The organism is Rhodoferax sp. (assembly GCF_023701345.1).
Classification (GTDB): Bacteria; Pseudomonadota; Gammaproteobacteria; order Burkholderiales; family Burkholderiaceae_C; genus Rhodoferax.
The window spans coordinates 1-26,061 of sequence record NZ_JAMPXE010000035.1 but is presented as its reverse complement, the minus strand read 5'-3'; the positions used below and the strand labels follow the sequence as shown (position 1 = coordinate 26,061).

Annotated in this window: 24 protein-coding genes and 1 tRNA gene; 16 read left to right on the top strand and 9 right to left on the bottom strand. The window is 62.2% G+C overall.

Annotated elements, in window-relative coordinates:
- Positions 1-420: 420 nt before the first annotated feature.
- From NDI87_RS06985 to hyfB, 6 genes are read right to left on the bottom strand one after another with little or no spacing between them, the layout of a single operon-like run.
- Complete coding sequence (locus tag NDI87_RS06985) at positions 421-945, bottom strand: formate hydrogenlyase (protein WP_296274211.1); 525 nt, start codon at positions 943-945, stop codon at positions 421-423.
- Positions 945-2,504, bottom strand: a complete 1,560-nt coding sequence (locus NDI87_RS06980; RefSeq protein WP_296274209.1) for an NADH-quinone oxidoreductase subunit C — start codon at positions 2,502-2,504, stop codon at positions 945-947. The genes NDI87_RS06985 and NDI87_RS06980 overlap by 1 nt, the downstream gene beginning before the upstream one ends.
- A 4-nt stretch (positions 2,505-2,508) precedes the next feature.
- On the bottom strand, positions 2,509-3,963 hold the full coding sequence (locus NDI87_RS06975) for a hydrogenase 4 subunit F (RefSeq protein ID WP_296274206.1): 1,455 nt from the start codon (positions 3,961-3,963) through the stop codon (positions 2,509-2,511).
- On the bottom strand, positions 3,960-4,625 hold the full coding sequence (locus tag NDI87_RS06970; RefSeq protein WP_296274205.1) for a formate hydrogenlyase: 666 nt from the start codon (positions 4,623-4,625) through the stop codon (positions 3,960-3,962). The genes NDI87_RS06975 and NDI87_RS06970 overlap by 4 nt, the downstream gene beginning before the upstream one ends.
- The gene (locus NDI87_RS06965; protein ID WP_296274203.1) at positions 4,622-5,572 is read right to left on the bottom strand and encodes an NADH-quinone oxidoreductase subunit H; all 951 of its coding nucleotides are present in this window, start codon (positions 5,570-5,572) and stop codon (positions 4,622-4,624) included. Before NDI87_RS06965 ends, NDI87_RS06970 begins: the two co-directional genes overlap by 4 nt.
- On the bottom strand, positions 5,569-7,593 hold the full coding sequence (gene hyfB / locus NDI87_RS06960) for a hydrogenase 4 subunit B (RefSeq protein WP_296274201.1): 2,025 nt from the start codon (positions 7,591-7,593) through the stop codon (positions 5,569-5,571). The genes NDI87_RS06965 and hyfB overlap by 4 nt, the downstream gene beginning before the upstream one ends.
- Positions 7,594-7,705: 112 nt before the next feature.
- On the opposite strand from hyfB, the gene NDI87_RS06955 reads away from it, so the two are divergent.
- From NDI87_RS06955 to NDI87_RS06930, 6 genes are all read left to right on the top strand, one after another.
- Positions 7,706-7,915, top strand: coding sequence for a DUF3460 family protein (locus NDI87_RS06955; protein ID WP_296274200.1), 210 nt, complete (start codon positions 7,706-7,708; stop codon positions 7,913-7,915).
- Between the two features lie 64 nt (positions 7,916-7,979).
- Positions 7,980-8,828, top strand: coding sequence for a ScpA family protein (locus NDI87_RS06950; RefSeq protein ID WP_296274197.1), 849 nt, complete (start codon positions 7,980-7,982; stop codon positions 8,826-8,828).
- Positions 8,829-8,846: 18 nt separating this feature from the next.
- A complete protein-coding gene (gene nadB, locus NDI87_RS06945) occupies positions 8,847-10,448 on the top strand; it encodes an L-aspartate oxidase (protein WP_296274196.1) in 1,602 nt (533 codons plus the stop codon).
- A 58-nt stretch (positions 10,449-10,506) separates the two neighbouring features.
- Positions 10,507-11,406, top strand: a complete 900-nt coding sequence (gene panB / locus NDI87_RS06940; protein WP_296274194.1) for a 3-methyl-2-oxobutanoate hydroxymethyltransferase — start codon at positions 10,507-10,509, stop codon at positions 11,404-11,406.
- 8 nt (positions 11,407-11,414) lie between these two features.
- Complete coding sequence (gene panC / locus NDI87_RS06935; RefSeq protein WP_296274192.1) at positions 11,415-12,263, top strand: pantoate--beta-alanine ligase; 849 nt, start codon at positions 11,415-11,417, stop codon at positions 12,261-12,263.
- Between the two features lie 82 nt (positions 12,264-12,345).
- The gene (locus tag NDI87_RS06930; RefSeq protein WP_296274191.1) at positions 12,346-13,002 is read left to right on the top strand and encodes a trimeric intracellular cation channel family protein; all 657 of its coding nucleotides are present in this window, start codon (positions 12,346-12,348) and stop codon (positions 13,000-13,002) included.
- A 47-nt stretch (positions 13,003-13,049) separates the two neighbouring features.
- On the opposite strand, the gene NDI87_RS06925 is transcribed toward NDI87_RS06930, so the two are convergent.
- The 3 genes from NDI87_RS06925 to NDI87_RS06915 form a co-directional block, all read right to left on the bottom strand.
- A complete protein-coding gene (locus NDI87_RS06925; protein ID WP_296274189.1) occupies positions 13,050-14,396 on the bottom strand; it encodes a HAMP domain-containing sensor histidine kinase in 1,347 nt (448 codons plus the stop codon).
- Between the two features lie 2 nt (positions 14,397-14,398).
- Positions 14,399-15,061 carry a response regulator gene (locus tag NDI87_RS06920; RefSeq protein ID WP_296274187.1) on the bottom strand — a complete coding sequence of 221 codons (663 nt, stop codon included), beginning with the start codon at positions 15,059-15,061 and terminating at the stop codon, positions 14,399-14,401.
- A 118-nt stretch (positions 15,062-15,179) separates the two neighbouring features.
- The gene (locus NDI87_RS06915) at positions 15,180-15,470 is read right to left on the bottom strand and encodes a hypothetical protein (protein ID WP_296274185.1); all 291 of its coding nucleotides are present in this window, start codon (positions 15,468-15,470) and stop codon (positions 15,180-15,182) included.
- Positions 15,471-15,673: 203 nt separating this feature from the next.
- On the opposite strand from NDI87_RS06915, the gene NDI87_RS06910 reads away from it, so the two are divergent.
- From NDI87_RS06910 to NDI87_RS06865, 10 genes are all read left to right on the top strand, one after another.
- Entirely contained in the window at positions 15,674-16,108 is a 435-nt protein-coding gene (locus NDI87_RS06910; RefSeq protein ID WP_296274183.1) for a DUF1841 family protein, read from the top strand.
- A 154-nt stretch (positions 16,109-16,262) separates the two neighbouring features.
- Positions 16,263-17,117 carry a MoxR family ATPase gene (locus tag NDI87_RS06905; RefSeq protein WP_296274180.1) on the top strand — a complete coding sequence of 285 codons (855 nt, stop codon included), beginning with the start codon at positions 16,263-16,265 and terminating at the stop codon, positions 17,115-17,117.
- A 28-nt stretch (positions 17,118-17,145) separates the two neighbouring features.
- Entirely contained in the window at positions 17,146-17,739 is a 594-nt protein-coding gene (locus tag NDI87_RS06900; RefSeq protein ID WP_296274179.1) for a GNAT family protein, read from the top strand.
- 93 nt (positions 17,740-17,832) lie between these two features.
- Positions 17,833-18,117, top strand: a complete 285-nt coding sequence (locus tag NDI87_RS06895) for an AbrB/MazE/SpoVT family DNA-binding domain-containing protein (protein WP_296274177.1) — start codon at positions 17,833-17,835, stop codon at positions 18,115-18,117.
- Entirely contained in the window at positions 18,114-18,521 is a 408-nt protein-coding gene (locus tag NDI87_RS06890) for a type II toxin-antitoxin system VapC family toxin (RefSeq protein WP_296274175.1), read from the top strand. Before NDI87_RS06895 ends, NDI87_RS06890 begins: the two co-directional genes overlap by 4 nt.
- Before the next feature lie 7 nt (positions 18,522-18,528).
- The gene (locus NDI87_RS06885) at positions 18,529-19,743 is read left to right on the top strand and encodes a VWA domain-containing protein (protein ID WP_296274173.1); all 1,215 of its coding nucleotides are present in this window, start codon (positions 18,529-18,531) and stop codon (positions 19,741-19,743) included.
- On the top strand, positions 19,740-21,554 hold the full coding sequence (locus tag NDI87_RS06880) for an autotransporter assembly complex family protein (protein WP_296274172.1): 1,815 nt from the start codon (positions 19,740-19,742) through the stop codon (positions 21,552-21,554). The genes NDI87_RS06885 and NDI87_RS06880 overlap by 4 nt, the downstream gene beginning before the upstream one ends.
- The gene (locus tag NDI87_RS06875; protein ID WP_296274170.1) at positions 21,554-25,381 is read left to right on the top strand and encodes a translocation/assembly module TamB domain-containing protein; all 3,828 of its coding nucleotides are present in this window, start codon (positions 21,554-21,556) and stop codon (positions 25,379-25,381) included. Before NDI87_RS06880 ends, NDI87_RS06875 begins: the two co-directional genes overlap by 1 nt.
- Positions 25,382-25,484: 103 nt before the next feature.
- Entirely contained in the window at positions 25,485-25,922 is a 438-nt protein-coding gene (gene mscL, locus NDI87_RS06870) for a large conductance mechanosensitive channel protein MscL (protein WP_296274169.1), read from the top strand.
- A 61-nt stretch (positions 25,923-25,983) separates the two neighbouring features.
- Positions 25,984-26,058: transfer RNA gene (locus NDI87_RS06865), tRNA-Arg, on the top strand.
- Positions 26,059-26,061 lie beyond the last annotated feature (3 nt).

Below are 26,061 nucleotides of genomic sequence, written 5' to 3'. Positions count from 1 at the left end.
TTACCTCACTTCAGCTGCAAAGCTGCCTAGGTGGGCGGACCATGCCATCTGCTCCCGAGTTTCGGGAACCGACAAATGACAAAACTGGAACCACGATACCAATGACCGGTTCCGAGGAACCAATGCAATCCAAGCCTACGCCGCGACCGACCGGTTACGCTGCACAAGAGCCGACTAATTGACTGCCGCGTGTGACAACAATAAGATCATCAGCGTCAGCCATGAACGGCGGCTGAAGGGTCTTCGAAACTATCAAATTGACTTGCCCGGAAGCGGGTATTCACGACTGACTCCTGCAACTGCCTGCCTGACGACGACAACACCCCCTTTGAATTCCTTCTTCGTCCTTCGACTTCGACCATTGCTTACCAGCAGGCAGTCAATTGGCTGTTGGCCGAATTCTTGGTCATTGACTCGCTCTCAGCGACCCACCTGCACGCGTCGCCTGACAGCTTTCAAAATCCCGCGCAAGATGTCCAGCGGCGGTGGCGGGCAGCCGGGAATGACTTCATCGACCGGGATCACGTTGGCGACCCGGCCGCAGCTGGCGTAGCTCTCGCCAAACAGGCCGCCGTTACAGGCGCAGTCGCCCACCGCCACCACCAGTTTGGGCTCGGGGGTGGCGTCATAGGTGCGCCTTAGAGCGGTTTCCATGTTGCGCGATACCGGGCCGGTCACCAGCAGCAGGTCGGCGTGGCGCGGGCTGGCGACAAACTTTAGCCCCAAGCCCTGCAGGTTGTAATAGGGATTGCCCAGCGCGTTGATTTCCAGCTCGCAGCCGTTGCAGGAGCCGGCATCAACCTCGCGGATGGTCAGGGCCTGGCCCAGAATGTCGAGCAACTCCTGCTGGATGCGCGCCGCTTGCGCGGCAACGTCTGCGCCAATGTCGGGCGCGGCTTCGGTGCGAATGCCGGTCCTGGCGATTTGCTTGACCACTTTCCAGATCATAGGTCTTGCCCCGAGTAACTCAAGTTGAACGACTTGTTGATGAGCGGAAAGTCGGGCACGATGTTGCCCATGATGGCGTGCTCCAGCACTGGCCAGTTCTGCCACGACGGGTCGTGCAAATGGCAGCGCAGAATGCGTTGGCCTTGGTCGGTGCCTGCCAACTCCAGCGCCACGAACAGCTCACCGCGCCAGCCTTCGACCCAGCCCGCACCGCAGGATGCCTGCTGTGGCAACAGCACCGGGCACACCACATCGCCCAGCGGCATCTCGACCAGGATGCGCCGGATCAGGCGCATGGATTCAAACACTTCGTCAAAACGCACCGCCACGCGGGCGGCCACATCGCCGTTATGGTGGGTGGCCATGGCAACCTGCATTTCGCTGTAGGGCAGCCAGGGCTGGTCACAACGCAGATCCCAGCTCTGGCTGCTGGCGCGCCCGGCCAGGCCCGTCAAACCCAGGCTTGCGGCCAATGCCGGCGAGACGCGTCCGGTGGTCATGAAACGGTCTTGCAAACCGGCGTGTGCCTCGTAAATGTTGAACAGGGTGCGCACTTCCTTTTCAACCGCGTCGCACTGCTGCAGCAGCTGCTCGCGCTGGGCCAGGTCGATGTCGCATTGGACGCCGCCGGGCACGATGCAGTCCATCATCAGGCGGTGGCCAAACACCTTTCTGGAAACACGCAGCCAGTCTTCACGCAGCCGGGAAAACTGGGCCAGACCAAAGGCAAAGGCGGCATCGTTGCCCAGGGCGCCGAGGTCGCCCAGATGGTTGGCCATGCGCTCACGCTCCAGCAGCAGCGCGCGCAACCAGGCAGCCCGCTCGGGAACCGCGGTTTGCGTGGCCGTTTCAAGCGCCATGCAATAGGCCCAGGCGTAGCCGACGGTGGTGTCGCCCGAGACTCTTCCCGCCAGCCGGTAGGCGTCCAGCGGCGCCAATTGCGTCATGCGATGCTCGATGCCCTTGTGCGTGTAGCCCAGGCGCTGCTCCAGACGCAGCACTTTCTCCCCTACCACCGAAAAGCGGAAATGGCCGGGCTCGATGATGCCGGCATGCACCGGGCCCACGGCAATCTCATGGACACCGTCGCCGTCCACATGCACAAACGGGTAATTGACGAGCTCGGTCGCCGCCAGCAGCGGCAACTGGCCGGGGTCCTGCTGCAGCGGGAAATGGTCCGGCGGCCAGGCGCCGTGGTTGAGCCAGGCCCGCGTGTCATGGGCGCCCAGCGCAAACACGCCAGACAGGTCGGCGGCAGCCCGCTGCATGCGCACGGCCGCCGGAAACACCGGGCCAAGGTCGGGATAGACCCAGCGCCTTTCCTGTTGCAGCAAAGGCAGCGACAGCCAGAACGCGCCGTCAAGGGTGACGTAAGCCGCGCACATGCAAGGCGGTTTTTGTGCCATCGCGCCGGCCCACAGCGCCAGCAAGCGGCCGCCCTCGTCGCGCACCGCGGTGGCGGCAATTTGCCACTGCTCAAACGTCACCTGGGCGTGCCAGATCGGCACCGGCGCCGGCAAGGCGTCAAATTCAAGGTCGAGTCCGGGGATCTTCATGCCCTTAGCCTCCCAGCATGCTGGCCGCCTGCACGTACCAGCCGTTCAAATAGGGCGGAATGTACAGCCCCAGCACCAGCGCCAGGGCCAGGTGCACAAACACCGGGATCAGGGCCGGCGGATGTGCCAGCGGTTTCAGGCTGGTATCGCCAAACACCATGGGCAGGACCCGGATCAGGATGGAGGCAAAGGCCACGCCCAGCGCCAGAAACAAAAACAGGGCCGCCCAGGGCTGCTCGCGCATGGCGGTGGTCAGAATCAGGAATTCGCTGGCAAAGACGCCAAAGGGCGGCATGCCCAGAATGGCCATGACACCCAGCATCAGGCCCCAACCCACGGTGGGGTTGACCTTGATCAGGCCGCGAATCTCGCTCATCACCTGGGTGCCGGCTTTTTGCGTGGCATGGCCGACCGTGAAGAAGATGGCAGACTTGACCAGCGAGTGCACCGTCATGTGCAGCAAGCCGGCAAAATTGGCCAGCGGGCCGCCCATGCCAAAGGCAAAGGTGATCAGGCCCATGTGCTCGATCGACGAGTACGAAAACATGCGCTTGACGTCTTTTTGCCGTGACAGGAAAAACGCCGCCACCACCACCGACAACAGGCCAAAACCCATCATCAATTGGCCTGCCATGTTGCTGTCCAGCGCACCATCGGTGAGTACCTTGCAGCGCAGCACGGCGTACATGGCCACATTGAGCAGCAGCCCCGAGAGCACCGCTGACACCGGTGTCGGGCCCTCGGCATGGGCGTCGGGCAGCCAGCTGTGCAAGGGCACCAGGCCGATCTTGGTGCCGTAGCCGATCAGCAGGAACACAAAGGCCAGCGAAACGATGGTGGGGTCGAGCTGGCCCTTGATCTCATTCAGGCTGGTCCAGAGCAGCGTGGCGTGCTCGGGGCCGAGCACTTTTTCGGCCGCCATGTAGAGCAGGATGGTGCCAAACAGCGCCTGCGCAATGCCAACACCGCACAGGATGAAATATTTCCAGGCAGCCTCCAGGCTGGCGCTGGTGCGGTAGACGCTGACCAGCAGCACGGTGGTCAGGGTGGCGGCTTCCATGGCGACCCAGATGATGCCCAGGTTGTTGGTGGTGAAACCCAGCAGCATGGTGAAGCTGAACAGCTGGTACATGCTGTGGTAGAGGCGCATGCGCGGCGGCGTCATCTTGCCGTGGTCCTGCTCGATGCGCATGTAGGGCCGCGAAAAAATGGCGGTGGTCAGGCCGACAAAGGCCGTGAGCGTGACCAGAAACACATTGAGCGGGTCAATGTAAAACTGCTGGTGCCAGACCAACTGGGGGCCGTGGTCCATCACCTGCGCCGTGAGCACGCAGGAAGCCAGAAAAGTCAGCAGGCTGAACGCCACGTTGATGTCGCGCGCATAGGCACGGTGGCCAAGCAGCGCCAACACCAGCCCCCCCAGCAGCGGCACACCCAGAACAAAAAGCAGGGGGGTCATGCTGAATCGTCCTTGAGGGTTTCAAGGTGGTGGATGTCCAGCGTGTCGAATTTCTCGCGGATCTGAAACATGAAGACGCCCAGAATCAGCACACCCACCAGCACATCGAGCGCAATGCCGAACTCCACGATCATGGGCATGCCGTTGGTGACCGCCGTGGCGGCAAAAATCAGGCCGTTTTCCATCGACAGAAAACCGATCACCTGGGGGATTGCCTTGGAGCGGGTGATCAGCATCAAAAACGACAGCATCACACACGACAAGGCAATGCCGAGCGAGCCGCCGGCCAGCGAGCTCGACAGCCTTGACACCGGCAGCGCCAGACTGAAGGAAAAAATCACCAGCGCAATGCCCACCAGCATGGTGGTCGGCACGTTCAGCAGGGTCTCGATGTCCCAGCGCACATTGAGCTTGCGAATCATGCGGTGCAGCATCCACGGAATCAAAATCACCTTGAGCACCAGCGTCAGCGCACCCGACACATAGAGGTCAGGCTGGTTGGTGGCATAGCCCAGTAAAAACGAGGTGACCACCAGGGCCAGGCCCTGCATCATGAACAGGTTGATCAGCGAAACAATGCGCCGCTGCGAAATCATGGCGAACGACAACAGCAGGATCAGGGTGGCAAACAGATTGATCAGTTGCGGCGCAAATTTAATCATCCGGCCCCCAGCAAGACATTGACCAGCAAACCGATCACGGCAATCAGGAACGCCGTGCCGAGAAACTCGGGCACCCGGAATATCCGCATTTTGGCGCTCAGGGTTTCAATCAGCGCCAGCACGACGCCACCGATCGCCAGTTTGATCACCAGCACCGGCAGGGCCAGCAACAGGGCCAGCGGTGCACTGGCGTCGGCCACGCCCCACGGGAAAAACAGCGCCAGACCAATGCAGGAGTAGGCAAACAGCTTCAGACTGGCCGCCCATTCCAGCAGCGCCAGGTGACGCGCCGAATACTCCAGGATCAGCGCCTCGTGGATCATCGTGAGTTCCAGATGGGTGTCGGGGTTGTCCACCGGCACCCGGGCGTTCTCGGCCAGCGACACCATGACAAACGCCACGCCCGCCAGCAGCAGACTGGGGTAAATGGCGAGCTCGCGGTGTGCCAACGTCTCCACAATGGTGGTGAGCGAGGTGGAGCGCGTGATCATAGAGGCGCAAAACAGCACCATCAGCAAGGCTGGTTCGGCCAGAAATCCCACCAGCATTTCACGGCGCGCACCCAGGCTGCCGAAGGCCGTGCCCACATCCATGGCCGCCAGGGAAATAAAGACCCGCGCCAGCGCAAACAGACCCACCAGGGCAATCGCGTCTGCCGCGGGCGACAGCGGCAGGTCGGTTGACAGCGTGGGAACGATGGCGCAGGCCAGCAGCATGCAGCTGAAAACCAGATACGGCGCAGTCCGGTACAGCGGCGAGGCGTGCTCGGCCATCACCGATTCCTTGTTGAACAGTTTGTGCAGCATGCGGTAGGGCTGCAGCAAACCCGGTGCCGACTTGTTTTGCAGCCACGCGCGCCACTGGTTGATCCAACCCGTGAGCAGGGGCGCCAGCAACAGCGCCGTCAGCAGCGCCAGCAATTGCGAAAAAACACCCAGCCAGCTCATCGTTTCACCACCAGCAAGACCACGATCAGCGTGACGAAGCTGTACATCAGGTACACCGAAATGCGGCCCTGCTGCAACAGCCCGATGATTTTCGAGATGCGCTCCACCAGGCTGGCGACAGGCAGGTATATCCAGTACCAGAGCGGGTCTTCGACCGTGACTTTGTAACTGGGTTGCGCATCGAAGGCGGTCGGCAGTTGTCGCTTCATGCGGAAGAATGGCTCAAAAATCTGCCGGATCGGTTGTCCGAAACCTTCGGCGGTATCCTGCATGCGCGGGGTTTGCCAGGGATAACCGCAGTCCCACGGCGGCACCCGGCGCAGGCGTCCGTGGTAGAGCTTGCGCACCAGCAAAAACGCCAGGCCAAAACTGGCCAGCACCCCCAGCAGAAAGATCGCTGGCGCGTAGCTGGCGCGCTCGACGCTCACCGGCACCAGCAGCCAGCCGCTCTCAGAAACGGTGTGCGCCAGCCCGGCCCCCACCAGCAATTGGGTGGTCGGGTCGATCAGGGCAATGATCTGGTTGGGAAACAAACCCAGCAACACGCAACCCAGCACCAGCCACAGCATGCCCAGACGTTCCCAGCGACCGGCATCGTGCGCCTTGCACAAGCTTTCCTCGCGCGGCTGGCCCAGAAAAATCACGCCAAAATACTTGACCATGGTGTAGCCCGAGAGTGCTGCCACCAGTGCAATCAGGGCGGCCATCACCGGCACCAGCATGTCGAGGAACGAGCTGGGCAAGCCGGTGGTGAACAGGAAGCTTTGCAGCAGCAGCCATTCGGCCACAAAGCCGCCAAACGGTGGCAAACCGGCGCAGGCCAGCACGCCGATCAGGGTCGGCCAGGCCACCCAGGGCATGTAGCGCATCAGGCCGCCGAGTTTGCCCAGGCTGCGCTCGCCGGTGGCATGCATCACGGCCCCGGTGCTGCAAAACAACAGACTCTTGAAAAAGGCGTGGGCCAGCATCTGGTACAGGGCCGCAGTCAATGCCAGCGCCGACAAGGCCCTCATGTCATAGGCCAGAAACAACAGCGACAAGCCCATACCCGCACACATCAGACCGATGTTTTCAATGCTTGAATAGGCCAGCAAGCGCTTCATCTCCACCTGCACGGTGGAGAACACCACGCCAAACACGGCGGTCACGAGGCCCACCGCCATCAGCAACACGCCCCACCACCAGATCTGCTCCTGCAGCAAGTCGAAAGCAATGCGCAGAATGCCGTAGAGCGCGATCTTGAGCATCACGCCGCTCATCAATGCGGAAAAAGGTGACGGCGCCGCCGGGTGTGCCTCGGGCAGCCAGACGTGCAGCGGCAACAGGCCCGCCTTGGCGCCAAAACCAAACACCGCCAGCACAAATGCCAGCGAGCCCCAGAAGGGTGTCAGGTGTTGCGCGCGCATGTTGGCAAAGGTGTAGTCGCCGGTATTGGCCTGCAACAAACCAAAACACAGCAGAATGCCGAGCGCCCCGACATGCGCCACCAGCATATAAAGGTAGCCAGCGTTGCGGATCTCGGCAATACGGTGGTTGGCCAGCACCAGAAAAAAGGAAGAAAACGCCATGGTCTCCCAGGCCACCATGAAGACATAGGCATCGTCAGCCAGCACCACCATGACAATGCTGGCCAGAAACACGTGGTACTCCAGACAGATCAGGCCCGGTGGTGTGCCCTCGCCCTGGCGAAAGTAACCTGCGGCAAAGGCGGAGACACCGGCCGATACACCGCCAATCAGGATCAAAAAGAAGGCCGACAAGCTGTCCAGGCGCAAATGGAAGGGGAGTTGCGGCAGGCCGAGCGGCAGGATCGCGGTTTCCGGGTCACTGAACAGCGCACTCAGGGCCACCCCCAGCAACAGCACCGAAAAAAGCGCACCCACCGGAAACAGTACGATGGCCACCAGCCTGAAGCGCCGCAGCGCCATGACCCCGAGCGCCCCGATCAGCAACCAGGCCACCACCACAAGCAGTACCCAGTCCAGATGGATCCAGCTTGCAGGATGGAAAAAAGAAGTCATGGGCCGGGTCAGGTGTCGCGGTGTGTGGGAGTTTGAATATTACACCTGTCTTGCCTCCTTCCAGCGAGGTCGCCAGCGCGCACCGTTAGAATGCCGACAAGAGGTTACTGACATGCACATTTTTTCCCGCCCCCTTTATAAATCCGAATTCACCGAGTTCCTCGATCAGCTCGTGGCCAAAGACCCCGGCATCGAAGCGCGACAGCGCGAGGGCCGCGAACTGCTCTGGGACAAGCCGGTCGACCGCGAAGCCTTGCAAGAGTTTCGCGCAGCGCAGGTGGCGCAACAACCCTACGTCTATCTGAACGAAGGCAAACAATAATTTTTGCCAACAGCCCTTTCAGCAAGGGCAGGCCGCCAGCTCTCAAATAGCATCCGGATGCGCCATGGTTGACTCAGCCACGTTAAACGCTGGCGACCGCCAGAGCCCGGCCGGCATGCCCACGGTGGTGGACCAGGTTGCCGTGGCACGGCTCTACGGCGAGCCGCTGTTTGCCATGCCGCAGGATTTGTACATCCCGCCGGATGCGCTGGAGGTTTTTCTGGAAGCCTTTGAAGGCCCGCTCGATTTGCTGCTCTACCTGATCCGCAAACAGGACTTCAATATCCTGGACATTCCCATGGCAGGCCTGACACAACAGTACCTGACTTATGTGGACGAAATCCGCCATCGCAACCTGGAACTGGCGGCCGAATACCTGCTGATGGCGGCCATGCTCATCGAGATCAAGTCGCGCATGCTGTTGCCGCCCAGGCATGTGGCCAATGGCCAGGAAGCCGAAGACCCGCGCGCCGAGCTGGTGCGCCGCCTGCTGGAGTACGAGCAGATGAAACTGGCCGCAGCCCAGCTCAACACCCTGCCCCAGCTCGGACGCGATTTTCTGCGTGCCCAGGTTTACATCGAACAGTCACTGGCGCCGCGTTTTCCGGAGGTTTCCCTGGGCGATCTGCAGGAAGCCTGGCAAGCCATCCTGAAGCGCGCCACGCTGGTGCAACACCACCGGATCACGCGCGAAGAACTCTCGGTGCGCGAGCACATGAGCATGGTGCTGAAAAAATTGCAGGGCCAGCGCTTTGTCGAGTTTGAAACCCTGTTTGACCCGACAAAAGGCGTGCCGGTGCTGGTGGTCACCTTCATCGCACTGCTCGAACTGGCCAAGGAAACCCTGGTCGATATCACCCAGGCCGAAGCCTTTGCACCTATCTATGTGCGGCTGGCCTACACCCCCTCTTAACCCCTGACGGGACTATTCATGTCTATTCGCCACCCCATTTCCACCCCCGCCACGCTGCACTTTGATGTCCTGATCGTGGGCAGCGGCCTGGCCGGATTAAGCTCGGCCCTGTTGCTGGCCCCGACCAAACGCGTGGCCGTGATCACCAAACGCGCGGCTTCCGAGGGCTCCACCGGCTGGGCCCAGGGCGGCATCGCGGCGGTGTGGAGCAAGGACGACAGCTTCGACGCCCACATTGCCGACACGCTGGTGGCCGGCGCCGGCCTGTGTGACCTGGCCGCGACCCGTCGGGTGGTGGAAAACGCGCCGCAAGCCATCGCCTGGCTGCAAACCCTGGGTGTGCCATTCTCCGAAGAAGACGGCCAACTGCACCTGACCCGCGAAGGTGGCCACAGTGCCCGGCGCATCGTGCATGTGACCGATGCCACCGGTGCCGCCGTCCAGCGCACCCTCATCGAGCAGGTGCAGAAAACCCCCAACATCACGCTGTTCGAGCAGCACACGCTGGTGGACCTGATCACCACAGAAAAACTGGGCCTGCCCGGCAAGCGTTGCCTGGGGCTTTACGCGCTGGACGATGCCACCGACCAGGTGATCACCTTTGAGGCGCCTCAAACGATACTGGCCAGCGGTGGCGCCGGCAAGGTCTACCTCTACACCACCAACCCTGACACCGCCACCGGCGACGGCATTGCGGCCGCCTGGCGCGCCGGTTGCCGGGTGCAAAACATGGAGTTCATCCAGTTTCACCCGACCTGTCTCTACCATCCGCACGCCAAGTCGTTCCTGATCAGCGAAGCGGTGCGTGGCGAGGGCGGGCGCCTGCTGCTGCCCGATGGCACCCGCTTCATGCCCGCGCACGATGCGCGACTGGAACTGGCACCGCGTGACGTGGTCGCGCGCGCCATCGACTTCGAGATGAAAAAGGGCGGCTTCGATTGTGTCTACCTGGACATCTCGCACCAGCCCCTGAGCTTCCTGCAGGAGCATTTCCCCAACATTTACGCGCGCTGCCTGGAGCTCGGCATCGACATCTCCAAACAACCCATCCCGGTGGTGCCGGCGGCCCACTACACCTGTGGCGGCGTGCTGGCAGACCTGGAGGGGCGCACCGATCTCGATGGACTGTACGCCATTGGCGAAACCGCCTGCAGCGGCCTGCACGGCGCCAACCGGCTGGCCAGCAACTCGCTGGTGGAGTGCATGGTGTTTGCCCAGGCGGCCGCCCAGGACATCGAGCACAGCACGCGTCAGCCCACCCCCCAACTGCCGGCCTGGGATGACAGCCAGGTCAGCGATGCCGACGAGACGGTGGTGATTTCGCATAACTGGGACGAACTGCGGCGCTTCATGTGGGACTACGTGGGCATTGTGCGCACCAACAAACGCCTCGACCGGGCCGCCCACCGCGTGGCCCTGCTGCAAGATGAAATCCACGAGTTTTACGCCGCCTTCCACGTCACCCGTGACCTGCTGGAACTGCGCAACCTGGTGCAGGTGGCCGATTTGATCGTGCGCAGCGCACAGGCCCGCCACGAAAGCCGCGGCCTGCATTTCAGCCGCGACTATCCCCAGATGCTGGCGCAGGCCCTGCCCACCACCCTGAGCCCGCAAGCTTGATCCGGACCCCGGCGCGTCTGCGTTAGACTCGCGCCACATTTTTTTGGGGGATCACCTGATGAACCAGCCTGCCACGCCAAGCGCTTCGCCCTACGGCACCCTGCCTCCTGCCAGCAACCCGGCCCTGCGCAAGCCGGTGAGCTTGCCGCGCTTGCTGGAAATGCACGCACGCGGTGAAAAAATCACCATGCTCACGGCCTACGACGCCACCTTTGCCGCGGTGGCCGATGCCGCCGGCGTCGACTGCATTCTGGTCGGTGATTCGCTGGGCATGGTGTGCCAGGGCTTGAGCAGCACGGTGGGGGTGACACTGGAAACCATGCGCTACCACGTCGAAAGCGTGACGCGCGGCGTGCGCCGGGTGCAGGGCACCGCCTGGATCATTGGCGACCTGCCCTACGGCACTTACCATGAGTCCAGGGAACAGGCTCTGCGCAGTGCCGCCGTGCTGATGCAGGCCGGCGCCCACATGGTCAAGCTCGAAGGCGGTGGCTGGACCACCGACATCGTGCATTTTCTGGTGGAGCGCGGAATTCCGGTCTGCGCCCATCTGGGTTTGACACCGCAAACCGTGCACGCCCTGGGTGGCTACCGGGTGCAGGGCAAAACGCTTGAATCTGCCGCCATCATGAAGCGCCACGCGCATGAGCTGCAGGATGCCGGTGCCTCCCTGCTGGTACTTGAAATGGTACCGGCTGCGCTCTCAAGCGAACTCACCGCGGAATTGCCCCATTGCCCGACCATTGGCATTGGCGCCGGCAAGGGTACGGCGGGCCAGGTGCTGGTGCTGCACGACATGCTGGGGCTGAACCTGGGCAAGATGCCCAAATTTGTGTGCAACTTCATGGCAGACCTGCCAGGCGTGCAAGGCCAGCACGGCATCAAGGAAGCCATGCAAGCCTACGTTGATGCGGTCAAGAATGGCAGTTTCCCTGACAACACCCAACACGCCTGGTAGGGGTATTTATGCAGATTATTCGTACCATCGCCGAACTGCGCACGCACCTGGCCAGTTTCAAACATCCCGCTTTTGTGCCCACCATGGGCAACCTGCACGACGGCCATCTGGCGCTGGTGCGCCAGGCGAAACCGCTGGGTGACGTGGTGGTGGTCAGTATTTTTGTCAACCGCCTGCAGTTCTTGCCGCACGAGGACTTTGACACCTATCCGCGCACCTGGGAGGCCGATTGCGAGGCGCTGGAAGCGGCCGGCTGTGATGTGGTGTTTGCGCCCAGTGAAAAAGAGCTTTACCCGGAACCCCAGGGCTTCACCATCCAGCCACCCTCCGAGATCGCCAATATCCTCGAAGGCCATTTCAGGCCCGGGTTTTTTGTCGGCGTCTGCACCGTGGTGATGAAACTGTTTGCCTGCGTCGGGCCACGGGTCGCGCTGTTCGGCAAAAAGGACTACCAGCAGCTCATGGTGATCCAACGCATGGTGCGTCAGTTTGCCCTGCCGATCGAGGTCATTGGCGGCACCACCCTGCGCGCCGCCGACGGCTTGGCGCTGTCTTCCCGCAACAACTACCTCAAACCTGCGGACCGGCTGGAAGCAGTGCAACTGTCAATCGCCCTCAACGCCATGGCGCAAGCGCTGCGTGGCGGCAACACGGACATCACCAGCCTGGAGCAACAAGCCATGGCCAGCTTGAGTGCGCGCGGCTGGCAGCCTGACTACCTGGCGGTGCGCCGGAGCCTTGATTTGCAGGTGCCAGTGGAAGCTGAAATAGCCAAATTGGCAAACAGCAATGGCCTGGTGGTGCTGGGCGCGGCGCGCATCGGCAGCACCCGCCTGATTGACAATCTGGACGTCTGAAAAATCGCCAGGCCTCTGACAGCAGCTTGCCCCCCCACGCATGGCAGGTTTTCAGGCAAAAACATGGTGTGACAATCCGGGGATGAACAGCGCAAACATCGACAACATTCAACTGTGGGGTGAAACCCTGCGACTTCTGGTGGAGATCAGCGGTACTGCAGCGTTCGCATTGTCGGGGGTTTTGAAAGCGGCACATAAGCGCCTGGATGCCGTAGGCGTGTGCGTGGTGGGTTTTCTGGCTGCCTTTGGCGGCGGCACACTGCGCGACTTGTTGCTTGATGTGCGGCCGTTCTTCTGGGTGCGTCACGTGGAAATGCTGTGGGGTGTGCTGGCCCTGTGTGCCCTCGCCATGCTGTTCATGCGGCGCCACCATTTTGAACTCACGCGCAAAGCCATCGAGTGGCCCGACGCGCTGGGGCTGGGGCTATTTACCGCCACCGGCGTGCATCAGGCTTTGCTGAGTGGCATGCCCGCGCTGGTGGCGGTGTTGATGGGTCTGATCACCGGGGTCTTCGGCGGTGTGTTGCGCGACATTGTCTGCAACGAAATTCCGACCGCGTTCAGCGACCACCGCCCCTATGCGGTCTGTGCCTTTGCCGGCGGCTGGGCCTATGTGGGTTTGTGGCTACTGGGCGCGCCGGGTTGGCTGGCCTTGGTGGCCTGCGTCACGGTCACGGCCGGCCTGCGGGGTTTGGCCGTGTGGCGTAACTGGCAATTACCGGCCTGGCAAGTCGATTGACCGAAGTCCCGGCGCGCGCGGTGGCAAAAGCCTGTGACGATTCGGCATCAAGCCTGATTTTTTTCATTCTCAGGCGGCGGCGCCAAACGGTTCAAAGGAAAGCGCACACGCACTTGCAGGCCTGACCCCTCAGGCGGATCCTCCAGCTGCAAGGTGGCGCCGTGGCTCTGGATCACCTCAAGTGCGATGGTCAAGCCCAACCCAGACCCCTCGATCGCCGGGTTTGACCGCACAAATGGCATCAGCACCCGCTCGCGCAGTGCGGGTGCAATGCCGGGGCCGTGATCGCGCAGCAGCAGGATGACAGCATCGCCTTGCTGATGAATGCTCAACGCCACTGACGTATTTGGCGGTGAAAATTTCAGCGCATTGCCGAGCAGGTTATCAAACAGCAGGCGCAGATCGTTTGGATTGCCCTGCACCGCAGTTGAACCGCTCGCGTCAAAGGCGAACTCGATGCCGCGCTGGCTACCCAGCGCGGACAGCTCCATCATGGACTCCTGCGCCAGCCCCGCCAGATCGACTGACGTCCAGGGTTGCGAATTGGTTCGCCCTTCCAGGCGCGCCAGGGTCAGCATTTGCTGCAACAGACGCTGCGCCCTGTGAACCCCCATGGTCAGTCGCCGGACCGCTTCCTTGACCTGCACCGGATCTTCTCCGTGGGCCAGGTTGTCGACTTCCAGACGCAATGCGGTGATGGGGGTACGCAATTCGTGCGCGGCATTGGCGATGAAACGTTTGTGGGCTTGCAAGCTGGCATCGAGTTGCAGCAACAAGCGGTTGAACGTGCGCACCACCCGGGCCAGTTCGGCCGGCGCATGCACCAGGCTGACAGGCTTCAGCGAGGCAACATCACGCTGGCTGAGTTCCTCGTCCAGTTCACGAATGGGTTCAAGCCCCTTCCTGATGCTTGCCCCCACCATGATGGCCACCATGAGCACGGCCAGCAGCGTTGGCAACAGCACCTGGATCTCGGCATCACGCGTGAGCGCTCTGCGCAGTTCCCGGGAGTGCATGACCTGGATGGTGCGCTCTGCGCCTTTCAGCGTGAACACCCGCAGGATCACGGCATCCGCTTGCGGACCACTCGGCAAAACGGAAAATCCCGGGCTGGTATCGGCTCCCAGCCCGATTTGTGTGCTGGATCGGTAAAGCCGGTTGCCGGATTGGTCCCATATCTGCATGTCGAGGTGCAACGCCGGGTCGTCGTCCCAGGCTTGCAGGTCTTGCAAATCGCTCAAGAGCATGGCACGCGCCACCTGCTCCAACTGGTAGTCCAGCAGTTCGCGTTGCTGCCGGTTGACCTGCGTACGCACCGCAATCCCCAACACGATACCGACCAGTAATACGCCCACCAACAGGCGCCACTTGAGACGGACTTCGAGCGAGTACACGGCTAACTGTCCCTTGCCACGAAATAGCCGACACCCCGGATATTGAGAATGCATGCCGCGCCCAGTTTGCGCCGCAGGTTGTAGATATTCACCTCCAGGGCATTGCTCGACACTTCTTCGCCCCACCCCAGCAAGCGCTCCTCGAGATTTGCCCGCGACATGGGTATACCTGGGCGACGCATCAGCAATTCCAGCAAGGCAAATTCCCGCGCTGACAGACTCACCACCACCCTCTCATTGGTCACCATTTTGGTATCGGGATACAAGGCGATGGCGCCACTGCGCAGCACCGGATCGGCCTGGCCGGAGCGGCTGCGAACGGTGGAGCGCAGCCGCGCCGCCAGCTCTTCAATTTCGAAGGGCTTGAGGATATAGTCATCCGCTCCCGCGTCCAGACCCGCCACGCGGTCAGCCAGCGCATCACGCGCCGTCACCACCAGGATCGGCTGCTTGTAACCGTCTGTGCGCAAGTCCCTCAGCACCTGCATGCCATCGCGCCCCGGCAGGCCAAGGTCAAGCACCATGGCATCAAAAGGCTCACTGCGGGCGCACTGCAGGCCAAGTTCGCCGTCCCGCACCCAGTCGACGGTAATGCCCATTCGGGCCAAGCCGACACGAACCGCCTCGCCGATCAGGGGATCGTCTTCAACCAGCAACACACGCATTGTCAATACCTGTTTTTAAAACGGCATTCAGCTTATCACGCCCCAGCAACGACAAGGGCCGCGCAATCTGCGCGGCCCTTGTCGTTGCTGCCGGAGCTGACCCCGACCGGTTCAGTGCTTAGGAAGCAGCAGAAGCTTTCTTGACAGCCTTTTTAGCAGCGTGCTTTTTCACCGTTTTCTTGGCAGGGGCAGTCACGGCATCGGTTGTGGCTGCGGGGGTTGCCTTGACTGCCGGAACGGCTGGCGTTGCTTTAACTGCTGGCATAGCCGCCGTTGCAGGCGTTGCCGGAGTTGCTTTGACTGCTGGCGTTGCGGGAGCGGCGGCAGAAGCTGCAGGAGCGGCGGCAAATGCCAGGCCAGTGGCGAACAGGCCGGCAGCGAGGCAGAGAGCGGTAAACGTTGATTTCATGATGAATACTTTCAATGACGATGGTTAATTCGTGGGTTGTTGTGTTGGCTCGAAGCCAACTGCGAGTGACTGTACCGAGTCAAACTTAGTCTGCGCTGAGGGATAACTTAGGCCAGGCTTAGGGCTTGTTCAGCCCCGCAAATGAGCGGACTGACTTGACGCGACAATCCGGCTTGTTTTACACATTGACAGCGACAACCTTTATGTTTAACCCATCCAAAGCCGACGTTCGCCGATTTTTTTGCGCTGTGTATGCCAAAGCCCGGTCGGGCCAGGCCATGGAAGCCATTGAAACCATCGCCAGCCTGTGGATTGACGAGCACCCCGAATACCACGGCGAACTCGCCAATGTGGAGGCGGCACTGGCCGCCATCGGTCAGGAGGAAGAAGGCAAAACCAGTTGCTTTCTGCATTTGTCGATGCACTTGTCAATCACCGAACAATGCAGCATTGACCAGCCACGCGGCATCCGGCAAGCGGTTGAATTGCTCACGCACCGGCGTGACTCGCTGCACGACGCGCACCACGCCGCCATGGAATGCCTGGGACAAATGCTTTGGGACAGCCAGCGCAATGGCCAGGCACCCGACGGCAACGCATATGTGGCGTGCGTGCAGCGCCACGCCACCCGTGACTGAAACTTGCCGATGACCAGGCTTGCTTGAGGCGATTGCGCTGCACGGTCTGCATTTCGCCGGGCAAGCTGATGCACCCCGGGAAACCCGATGTGGTAGCCTTGTATGCCATGGCAGCCACTGCACAGCGCAAGCCACCCACTTCATTCCAAACACCATGAAATTCCAAGGTACCCAAAACTATGTCGCCACGGACGACCTGATGCTTTCGGTGAACGCCGCCATCACCCTGCAACGGCCCTTGCTGGTCAAGGGCGAGCCCGGCACCGGCAAAACCATGCTGGCCGAAGAGGTGGCCACCGCACTCGATTTGCCGCTATTGCAATGGCACATCAAGTCCACCACCAAGGCCCAGCAAGGTTTGTATGAATATGACGCGGTGAGCCGGCTGCGCGACTCGCAACTGGCCGATGTGGACGGGGGTGAGCGCGTCAGGAACATCCACAACTACATCGTCAAGGGCGTGTTGTGGCAAGCCTTCATGGCGGATGCGCCGGTGGCGCTGCTGATTGACGAGATCGACAAGGCCGACATCGAATTCCCCAACGACCTGTTGCGCGAAATCGACCGCATGGAGTTTTACTGCTATGAAACGCGCGAGCTGATCCGGGCCAAGCACCGCCCGCTGGTGTTCATCACCTCCAACAACGAAAAGGAACTGCCCGACGCCTTTTTGCGCCGCTGTTTTTTCCACTACATCAAGTTCCCCGACGCGGTGACCATGAAGCAGATTGTGGACGTGCACTTTCCCGGCCTCAAGGCCGAGCTGCTGAGTGCCGCCATGAAGACGTTTTTTGACGTGCGCAACCTGCCGGGTCTTAAAAAGAAACCCTCCACCAGCGAACTGCTCGACTGGCTCAAACTGCTGTTGGCACAGGACATTCCCTTGTCGGCCCTGCAAACCCAGGACGACAAGGTGGCGGTGCCGCCGCTGGTGGGCGCCCTGCTGAAAAACGAACAGGACGTGACGCTGTTTGAAAAGCTGGTGTTCATGCAAAGCCGCAATCGCTGACCTCCCTCGTCAAACTCAAGGAAGCCCCATGACTTTTGTCGAACCGGTCAGCCTTACCTTGCGCGACATCACGCTGGAGCCGCTGGCCCTGGAGCACGAAAACGGCCTGCGCCAAGCCGCCACTGACGGGCAGCTCTGGAAACTGCGCGTTACCTCGGTGCCCGCGCCCGAACACACCCGCAGTTACATCGAAGAGGCGCTCGCCATGCGCGCAGCCGGCAACCGGTTTGCCTTTGCCGTGCTTGACACCGCCACCGGCCAAGTATTGGGCAGCACCAGTTTTCACGACATCCTGCCAGCGGTCAAGCGGCTGGAAATTGGCTACACCTGGTATGCCCAACGGGTGCAGCGCAGCCACGTCAACAGCACCTGCAAACTGCTCATGATGACCCATGCGTTCGAGGTGTTGGGCTGCCATGTGGTGGGCTGGCGCACCGACAACTTCAACTTCGCCTCGCAGGCCGCCATTGAACGCCTGGGCGCCAAAAAGGACGGCATCATCCGCGGCCATGCGCTGCGCCGCGATGGCACCATCCGCGACACCGTGATGTACAGCATGCGCAGCGGCGAATGGCCCGAGGCCAAGGCGCAACTGCTGTATTTACTGGATAAACCACGCTGACCGGACCATCTGTTGCGGTTCAGAACAACTTGAAAATGCACAAAATTTAATCACCATATACAATTTGTATATTGTTACGTTTTGGAGCCCGTCATGATCACCACTGCCGCCGTTTTCATGTCCGGCAACAGCCAGGCCGTGCGCCTGCCCAAAGAATTTCAACTGCATTCCAAGCGTGTCCTGATCGAGCGCCGGGGCGATGAAATTGTCTTGCGGGAAAAGAAAGCCACCGTGCGGGACATCCTGAAAAGCCTGCCCCCCTTGAGCCCGGAAGCGAGCAAAGAATGGGAACTAGTTGAAACCCGGCTCAACGACCCCGCACCGCAAGACCGCGACTGGAACGCCCTGCTGGTATCAGACGCAAACCCAGCCAAATGAAGTACCTGCTCGACACCAACATCGTCAGCTACTTTCTGCGTGACGCGTCGCCCGCCTTGAGCCAACGCATTCTGGACAGCACCCCAGACACCTTGGCCATCTCCATCATCAGCGCGGGCGAACTGCGCTACGGACTGTGCCAACTGCCCCACTCCAAACGAGCCGCTGAATTGGCACACCACCTCAACGCCCTGCTCACCGCCATCTCCGTCCTGCCGCTGCCTGCGGATGCCGCGCAACACTACGGCAACACCAGAGCGCAGCTTGAAGCAGCTGGCACGCCCATCGGCGGTAACGACTTGTGGATTGCGGCCCATGCCCTGTCCCAAAACATGACCCTGGTGAGCAACAACATCCGCGAGTTTGGGCGGGTGCCGGCACTTAAAGTTGAAAACTGGCTCTGATCGTCCCATGCTGATCGACTTTTTCTATACCCTGCGCGCCGCCAAACTGCCGGTTTCGGTCAAGGAATTCCTGACCCTGCTGGAAGCGCTCAAACTCGGCGTGGTGGGACCCAAAACACCGCAATCCGACGATGATTCAGTGGCATCCAGCGGCTACAAGATTGATGACTTTTATTTCCTGAGCCGCGCCACCCTGGTCAAGGACGAAAAGCATTACGACAAGTTCGACCGCGCCTTTGGCGCTTATTTCAAGGGCATCGAACTGGTGACCGATTTCACCAAGGACGTGCCGCTGGACTGGCTGCGCCAGACCCTTGAAAAGTATCTCAGCCCCGAAGAAAAAGCGGCGATCGAGAAGATGGGCTGGGACGAACTCATGGAGACCCTCAAAAAACGTCTCGAAGAACAAAAAGAGCGCCACGAAGGCGGCTCCAAGTGGATTGGCACCGGCGGCACCAGCCCGTTTGGCAACAGTGGCTACAACCCGCAAGGCATCCGCATTGGCGGCGCGGGCAAAAACAAAAGCGCGGTCAAGGTGTGGGAACAGCGCGCCTACAAGGATTACGACGACACCCAGGAGCTGGGCACGCGCAACATCAAGGTGGCGCTGCGCCGCCTGCGCAAGTTTGCCCGCGAAGGCCATATCGAAGAGCTGGACCTGCCAGACACCATTCGTGCCACCGCCGCCAACGCTGGCTATCTGGACATCAAGATGATCCCGGAGCGCCACAACAACGTCAAAGTGTTGTTGCTGATGGACGTCGGCGGCACCATGGACGAGCACATTGCACGGGTCGAGGAAATGTTTTCAGCGGCCAAGTCCGAGTTCAAGCACTTGGAGTTTTATTATTTTCACAACTGCGTCTATGACTTCATGTGGAAAAACAACCGGCGCCGTTACGCGGAGAAATTTGCCACCTGGGACATCATCCGCAAGTACAACAAGGACTACAAGCTGATCTTCATTGGCGACGCCACCATGAGCCCCTATGAGATCCTGCAGCCCGGCGGCAGTGTCGAATACAACAACGAAGAAGCGGGCGTGGAATGGCTCGGGCGCCTGACCAGCGCCTTCCCCCGGTTTGCCTGGATCAACCCCGAGCCGCAGGGCGTGTGGCAATACCGCCAGAGCATCAGCCTGGTGCAGCAACTCATAAGCCAGCGCATGTTCCCGCTCACCCTCAAGGGGCTGGAAGACACCATGCGGCTGTTGAGCAAATGAAGCGTTGTTGCCTGACGGCCGCCCTGATGCTGTTTTTACCTTGGGCCGGGGCCGCAGAACCGACGCTGACGGCAGCCAGCGACCTGCGGGCCAAGCCTGCCTTTGTGCTCCATATTGAGGCACCGGATGACATCAGGGATCTGCTCACGCGCCACCTGGAACTGCAGCGCTACCGCGAACTCACTGACCTGAGCGATGACGAACTGGCGCGCCTGATACGCCAGGCGCAGGAAGATGCACGCCGGCTGCTCGGCACGCTGGGCTATTTTTCGCCGGTCATCGCCATGGCGGTCCAAACGGCTGTTGCCGACACGCGGGTGGTCAACATCACGGTCACACCCGGTGCAGCCACGCGCATCGAGCAAGTCACGATTGAATTCACCGGTGCCATTGCCAGCGACGCGCTGGCCGCCGCCCAGCGCGAGCAGATCCAGGCCAGCTGGTCGTTGCGCGCCGGCAACCGCTTCACCCAGAATGCCTGGGATGCAGCCAAACAGCAAGCCCTGCGCCAACTCACCACGCTGCGCTTCCCGGACGGGCGCATCAGCACCTCGCTGGCCGACATTGACCCCGAAACCCGACAGGCGCACTTGCAGATCACGCTGGACTCCGGTCCCGCCTACCGCATGGGGGAACTGGCCATTGAGGGTTTGCAGCGCTATGACACGGCGCTGGTGCAACGCCTCGCCCGTCTCAGCCCGGGAGACGATTACAGCCAGGCCGAGCTGGTGGCGGCCCAGCAACGCCTGTCCGACAGCGGCTACTTTGACTCGGCCTTTGTCTCGCTCGACACCCAGGCTGACCCGGCAGCCGCCACGGTGCAGGTGAAACTGCGCGAAGCCCGGCTGCAAAAACTGGTGCTCGGTATCGGTGCCAGCACCGACAGCGGACCACGGCTGTCGGCGGAGCACACCCACCACAAAGTGCCCGGCATCGACTGGCGTGCGCTGAGCAAGCTGCAACTGGACCGCGAAACCCGCGCCATCGGCAGCGAGCTGAGCTCCCCGCCCGACCAGTCCAACTGGCGCTGGGCGGTCTCCGGCCTGCTGCAAAACCAGCAATTGGGCACGCTGGATGTCACCAGCCAGCGTTTGCGCGGCGGGCGCAAGCAAAACAATGAACGCATCGATCGCAACCTGTATGTACAGTACGACCGTGCCGAAACAGTGGACACCGACACCACACAGCCCGTCATCGCCCAGTCCCTGAGCGCCAATTACGCCTTTGCCGTGCGCAACTACGACAGCCTGCCTTTCCCGACAAGCGGCTGGGGTTGGGGCGCCGAGGTGGGCGGCGGCACCACTCTGGGCAACGAGCGCCATGCCTACACCCGCTTGCTGACCCGCTGGCAGGGGTTTTGGGGATTGGGCCAGGACGACAGCACCCGAGCCGGCGCTGGCCGCCTGGCGATGCGCGCCATGGCTGGCGCCGTGATCGCCAAAGACGGCATCAGCCTGCCCAGCACCCAGTTGTTTTTGGCCGGTGGCGACAACAGCGTGCGCGGCTATGGCCTCAATGACATCGGTGTCACGCTGGCCGACGGCAGCATCACCGCCGGGCGTTACCTGGCTACGGGCAGCGTGGAATGGCAGCGCCCGATTCGGCTCGATGGCAAGCTGAGCGACTGGGAAAGCACGGTGTTTTTGGACGCCGGGGCCGTCGCCAACAAGCCAGCCGAGTTCACGGCCAAGGTCGGCGTGGGCGTCGGCGCACGCTGGAAAAGCCCGGTCGGACCGCTGCAGATTGACCTGGCTTACGGCGTCGATGTGCAGCGTTTGCGTCTGCACATGAACCTGGGCTTCACCTTCTGATGAACGCCCTGCGCCTGAGCCTGAAACTGCTGGCCGCGTCACTGATCACCGTGCTGGCACTTGCGGCTGCCCTGTGGCTATGGAGCGGCACCAGCGACTCACTCGCCACCCTGCTGACGCGCTTGCAACGTTTTTTGCCGGCCGGGCAAACGCTGGAGGCAAAGGGGGTGCAGGGCTCGCTGCGCGCGGGTGGCCACATCGACTGGCTGCGCTGGCAACGCGGCACGCTCAGTGTGGAAGCGCAGGACATTGGCATCGCCTGGACGCTGGCCCCCCTGTTCAACAAGCAACTTCGCCTGAGCGAGTTGAGCGTCGCGGCCCTGACCATTGAAGACCGGCGCCCCAGCGAAAACACCACGCCACTCACACCCCCGACCGACTTGCGCCTGCCGATCACGGTGGATGTGCCGTTCAAGGTGGCCAGCCTGAACTGGACGGGCGCCACCACGCTGCAGGCCACCGAACTCAGTGGCCACTACCGGTTTGACGGTCAAAACCACACCCTGGAACAGGGCCGCAGCCTGATCTCGGCCGGAAATTACCAGCTCAGCGGCCAACTGCAGGCCACAGCCCCGATGGCGCTGGCCTTGCAGGCGCAGGGGTTGGTGCACACCACCCTGCCATCCAGCCAACAGCCCTTGCTGGTCGCGGCCACGGCTCGGCTCACGGGCGAACTGGCCGGCCCGGATGCGGCGCTGGCCTTGCAGGCCAGCCTGAAACCGGAGACAGCCGCCGGGCCGGCCAAGCGACCCGCCCCTCCAGAAGCCATGCACGCCGAGCTGTCTGCGCAAATCCACCCCTGGCAAGCCCAGCCCCTGACTCGGGCCCAGGCCCGCTGGCAAGCGCTGGATCTGGCGGCGCTGTGGCCGCAGGCGCCGCAAACCCAGCTCAGCGGCGAGGCCAGCGTGACGCCGCGCGCTGCGGCCTGGCAGGGCCTGATCAAGCTGACCAACGCCCGGCCCGGCCCCTGGAACCAGCAACGCCTGCCGCTGGACAGCTTGCAGGCCGCCTTGACCTATGACCATGGCCAATGGGCGCTTCAATCCGTGCAGGCTGCGGGCGCTGGCGGCAGCATCACAGGCGCAGGCCAATTCAAGGCCGGCCAGTGGCAAGGCCAGGCCCGCCTGCACAAGCTCAATCCCGGCGCCGTCGACACGCGGCTGGCCCATGCGGCCATCAGTGGCGAGCTGCAGGCCGAACAAACCGCCAGCGGCATTGCTTTCAAAACGCAACTGGCAGCCGCGCCCGGCAAGGGCAAGTCAGGCCAAGCCGGCCCGCTCGCGGCCAGTCTGCACGCCCTGCAACTGCAACATCTGCAAGCGCAAGGCGTGTGGGCAGCCCCTCATCTGACCGTGAGCGCGCTGGCCATCGATGCGCAGGATGCGCACCTTGAGGGCAGTCTGGCCTACCGCATGGACAGCCGGGCAGCGCAAGGCAAATTGGCGTTGCGCCTGCCCGGCCTGCTGGCCACCCTGGACGGCCGCCTGGCCAGCCTGGACGGCCAAGGCACGCTGGCGATCAACATGACGGACGCCCGCCTGGCCAGCCAATGGCTCAAGCGCTGGCCGGCGGTGGCCAGCGCCTTGCAGGACACCAGCCTGGGTGGTGCGGCCCGTCTGGATGCCCGCTGGCAAGGCGGTTGGCAACAGCAAGGCCGGACCCTGCGCATGGACGCCAGCCTGCGCGCGCCACAACTGGCCTGGCGCAGCGGCGAGGGGCAGCTGCTGGCGCTGGAGGCAGACCTGTCCGGCACCCTGCCCGCCCTGACATTGCGCACCCATGGCCGTGCCGACATCGGCGCCCGCCAGTTGGATTGGCAAGCGCAGGCCAGGGCCGGATGGCTCAAGGCAGGCCACTGGCAAGGCAGCCTGGATCAACTCAAACTCACGGCCAGGGACGGCAAGCAGCCAGGACTTTGGACCTTGCAGACGGACACCGGCAACCAGCCGCCCGTGGTGCTGGACTGGCTGACCAGCAGACTGGACCACAGCCTGACCCTGTCGGCCGGTAGCGCCCGGCTGCAAGGCCCTCAGCCGGGAGAGGCCCGCCTGAGCTGGCAGCCCATGCGCTGGTCGCAGCCGCTGGCCCAAACCACAACGCAGTCCAGTGCCAAAGCGCAGTGGTACAGCCAGGGCCGGATCAGCCACCTGCCGCTGGCCTGGCTCGATGCCCTGAGCGGCAAGACCATGGCCGACCTGGGTTTGAGCAGCGACCTGATGCTTGGCGGCAGCTGGGAGGCCAGGCAAACCGATGCCTTGCATCTGAGCGCCACGCTGGAGCGCATCTCAGGCGACCTGCGCCTGCGCGCCGATGAAAGCCGCCAGGATGTCTTGCCCGCCGGCATGCGCGAAGCCCGGCTGGAACTCAATCTGGACGCAGGCTCCCTGTCGGGCAGCCTGCGCTGGGACAGCGTGCGCGCCGGCAAGGCGCTGATGGCATTCAGTACCCAGCTCCAGCCGCAGGGCAAGGGCTGGCGCCTGGACCAGCAGGTACCGATTGGCGGCAGCCTGCAGATCCAGCTGCCCCCCGTGGACGCCTGGTCGGTCTTGGCGCCACCCGGCTGGCGCTTGCGCGGCACCATGGATGCCAACATCACGCTCTCCGGCACACTGGCCTCGCCCCAGTGGGAGGGCCGCCTGCAGGCGCGCGACCTGGCGCTGCGTTCGGTGGTGGACGGCATCGACTTCAGCCAGGGCCGGCTCAGCGCCCGGCTGCATGGGCAACAGATGGACATAGAAGAATTCACCTTGCAGGGCGCTGCCACATCAGCGGGGAGCGGTGGCGAACTGGCGCTGACCGGCTCGGTGTTCTGGCTGGCCAGCAATACCGGGGCCGATTTTTTGTCGCGCCTGTCGATGGCACTTGAGGTACAAGCCAAAGCCTTGCGCCTGAGCAGCCGGTCCGACCGGCGCCTGGTGGTCTCTGGCAAGCTAGCGACCCAGTTGAGGGACGCCCGCTTGACGCTGCGTGGCAACCTGGCCGCCGACCAGGCACTGATCACGCTGCCCGATGACAGCGCGCCGCAACTCGGTGATGACGTGCTGGTGCGTGGCAACACGGCCAAGGTACAGGCACCCGTCGCGCCGGATAAAACCACCAGCCCGGCCCCGCGCCTTGTGACTGACCTGCTCATCGAGCTTGATCTGGGACCCGACTTTCAGGTCCGCGGCCGCGGCCTGGATACCCGGCTGGCCGGCAAGCTGTCACTGCGCGCCATCGACCGGGAACGCCCCAACCTGACCGGCACGGTGCGCACGGTGCGCGGCACCTACCGGGCTTATGGCCAGCGTCTGGACATCGAGCACGGCATCATCCGTTTTGTCGGAGCGGTCGACAACCCGATGCTGGACATTCTGGCGATTCGCCCCCAACTCAGCCAGCGTGTGGGGGTGCAGGTGAATGGCACGGCACTGTCGCCCATCGTGCGGCTGTACGCCGAACCCGACCTGCCGGATGCCGAAAAACTGGCCTGGCTGGTGCTGGGCCGCTCTGCCAGCGGCAGTGGTGGCGAGGCCGCCTTGCTGCAGCAGGCGGCGCTGGCCTTGCTCGGTGGCAGCGGCCAGGGGCCGAGTGCCAGCCTGACGCAGGCGCTGGGGCTGGATGAGCTGAGCTTCAGTGGCAGCAATGGCCGCGACACCGCCGCGGGCGCCACGGTCACGATCGGCAAACGGCTCAGCAAGGATTTTTACGTGGCCTATGAAAGCGGCCTGGCGGGCACCATGGGCGTTTTCACCATTTTTTATGACCTGTCCCGGCGCCTGACGCTGCGCGCCCAGACCGGTGCGCAAAGCGCCGTGGATTTGATCTGGACCCTGCGTTACGACTGAGCCATCCAGCTCAGAACCGCACCAGCCAGCCCTGGTATGTCGTTCAATCTGCGAGGAATTGCTGCAATAATCGATCGTCCACATTACTTCATGAAAGCATCAAATGAGTATTGCATCTGAATTCAAAGAGTTTGCCTTGAAAGGCAATGTCGTTGATCTTGCGGTCGGTGTCATCATTGGTGCCGCATTTGGCAAAATTGTTGATTCAATCGTCAAAGACCTGATCATGCCGCTGGTTGGCAAGGCCGTGGGCGGTCTCGATTTCTCCAACTACTTTGTGCTGCTGTCCACCCCGCCCGCCACCTATACCGGGCCAATGACTTATGAGGCGCTGACGAAAGCCGGCGTGCCACTGTTCGCTTACGGCAACTTCATCACAGTGGCAGTCAACTTCTTTATCCTGGCGTCCATCATTTTCTTGATGATCCGCCAGATCAACCGCCTGAAGAAAGAAGCACCACCTGCTCCTGCTGCGCCACCACCGGCCACGCCGGAGGACATTGTGCTTTTGCGGCAGATTCGCGATTCGCTCTCAAAGTAATGCACTCGCTTGTTGGCATGTAACGCCGTTTTCCATTTCACGACGCCTAAAATCAGGCGTTCCCGCCGTAGCACAATGGACAGTGCGCATGCCTCCTAAGCGTGAAATACAGGTTCGATTCCTGTCGGCGGGACCACAT

Excerpts from the sequence above, each read along its gene's own strand:
- NDI87_RS06980 (WP_296274209.1), bottom strand. The coding sequence starts at position 2,504 with ATGAAGATCCCCGGACTCGACCTTGAATTTGACGCCTTGCCGGCGCCG.
- NDI87_RS06975 (WP_296274206.1), bottom strand. The coding sequence starts at position 3,963 with ATGACCCCCCTGCTTTTTGTTCTGGGTGTGCCGCTGCTGGGGGGGCTG.
- NDI87_RS06970 (WP_296274205.1), bottom strand. The coding sequence starts at position 4,625 with ATGATTAAATTTGCGCCGCAACTGATCAATCTGTTTGCCACCCTGATC.
- NDI87_RS06965 (WP_296274203.1), bottom strand. The coding sequence starts at position 5,572 with ATGAGCTGGCTGGGTGTTTTTTCGCAATTGCTGGCGCTGCTGACGGCG.
- hyfB (WP_296274201.1), bottom strand. The coding sequence starts at position 7,593 with ATGACTTCTTTTTTCCATCCTGCAAGCTGGATCCATCTGGACTGGGTA.
- NDI87_RS06955 (WP_296274200.1), top strand. The coding sequence starts at position 7,706 with ATGCACATTTTTTCCCGCCCCCTTTATAAATCCGAATTCACCGAGTTC.
- NDI87_RS06950 (WP_296274197.1), top strand. The coding sequence starts at position 7,980 with ATGGTTGACTCAGCCACGTTAAACGCTGGCGACCGCCAGAGCCCGGCC.
- nadB (WP_296274196.1), top strand. The coding sequence starts at position 8,847 with ATGTCTATTCGCCACCCCATTTCCACCCCCGCCACGCTGCACTTTGAT.
- panB (WP_296274194.1), top strand. The coding sequence starts at position 10,507 with ATGAACCAGCCTGCCACGCCAAGCGCTTCGCCCTACGGCACCCTGCCT.
- panC (WP_296274192.1), top strand. The coding sequence starts at position 11,415 with ATGCAGATTATTCGTACCATCGCCGAACTGCGCACGCACCTGGCCAGT.
- NDI87_RS06930 (WP_296274191.1), top strand. The coding sequence starts at position 12,346 with ATGAACAGCGCAAACATCGACAACATTCAACTGTGGGGTGAAACCCTG.
- NDI87_RS06920 (WP_296274187.1), bottom strand. The coding sequence starts at position 15,061 with ATGCGTGTGTTGCTGGTTGAAGACGATCCCCTGATCGGCGAGGCGGTT.
- NDI87_RS06915 (WP_296274185.1), bottom strand. The coding sequence starts at position 15,470 with ATGAAATCAACGTTTACCGCTCTCTGCCTCGCTGCCGGCCTGTTCGCC.
- NDI87_RS06910 (WP_296274183.1), top strand. The coding sequence starts at position 15,674 with ATGTTTAACCCATCCAAAGCCGACGTTCGCCGATTTTTTTGCGCTGTG.
- NDI87_RS06905 (WP_296274180.1), top strand. The coding sequence starts at position 16,263 with ATGAAATTCCAAGGTACCCAAAACTATGTCGCCACGGACGACCTGATG.
- NDI87_RS06900 (WP_296274179.1), top strand. The coding sequence starts at position 17,146 with ATGACTTTTGTCGAACCGGTCAGCCTTACCTTGCGCGACATCACGCTG.
- NDI87_RS06895 (WP_296274177.1), top strand. The coding sequence starts at position 17,833 with ATGATCACCACTGCCGCCGTTTTCATGTCCGGCAACAGCCAGGCCGTG.
- NDI87_RS06890 (WP_296274175.1), top strand. The coding sequence starts at position 18,114 with ATGAAGTACCTGCTCGACACCAACATCGTCAGCTACTTTCTGCGTGAC.
- NDI87_RS06885 (WP_296274173.1), top strand. The coding sequence starts at position 18,529 with ATGCTGATCGACTTTTTCTATACCCTGCGCGCCGCCAAACTGCCGGTT.
- NDI87_RS06880 (WP_296274172.1), top strand. The coding sequence starts at position 19,740 with ATGAAGCGTTGTTGCCTGACGGCCGCCCTGATGCTGTTTTTACCTTGG.
- NDI87_RS06875 (WP_296274170.1), top strand. The coding sequence starts at position 21,554 with ATGAACGCCCTGCGCCTGAGCCTGAAACTGCTGGCCGCGTCACTGATC.
- mscL (WP_296274169.1), top strand. The coding sequence starts at position 25,485 with ATGAGTATTGCATCTGAATTCAAAGAGTTTGCCTTGAAAGGCAATGTC.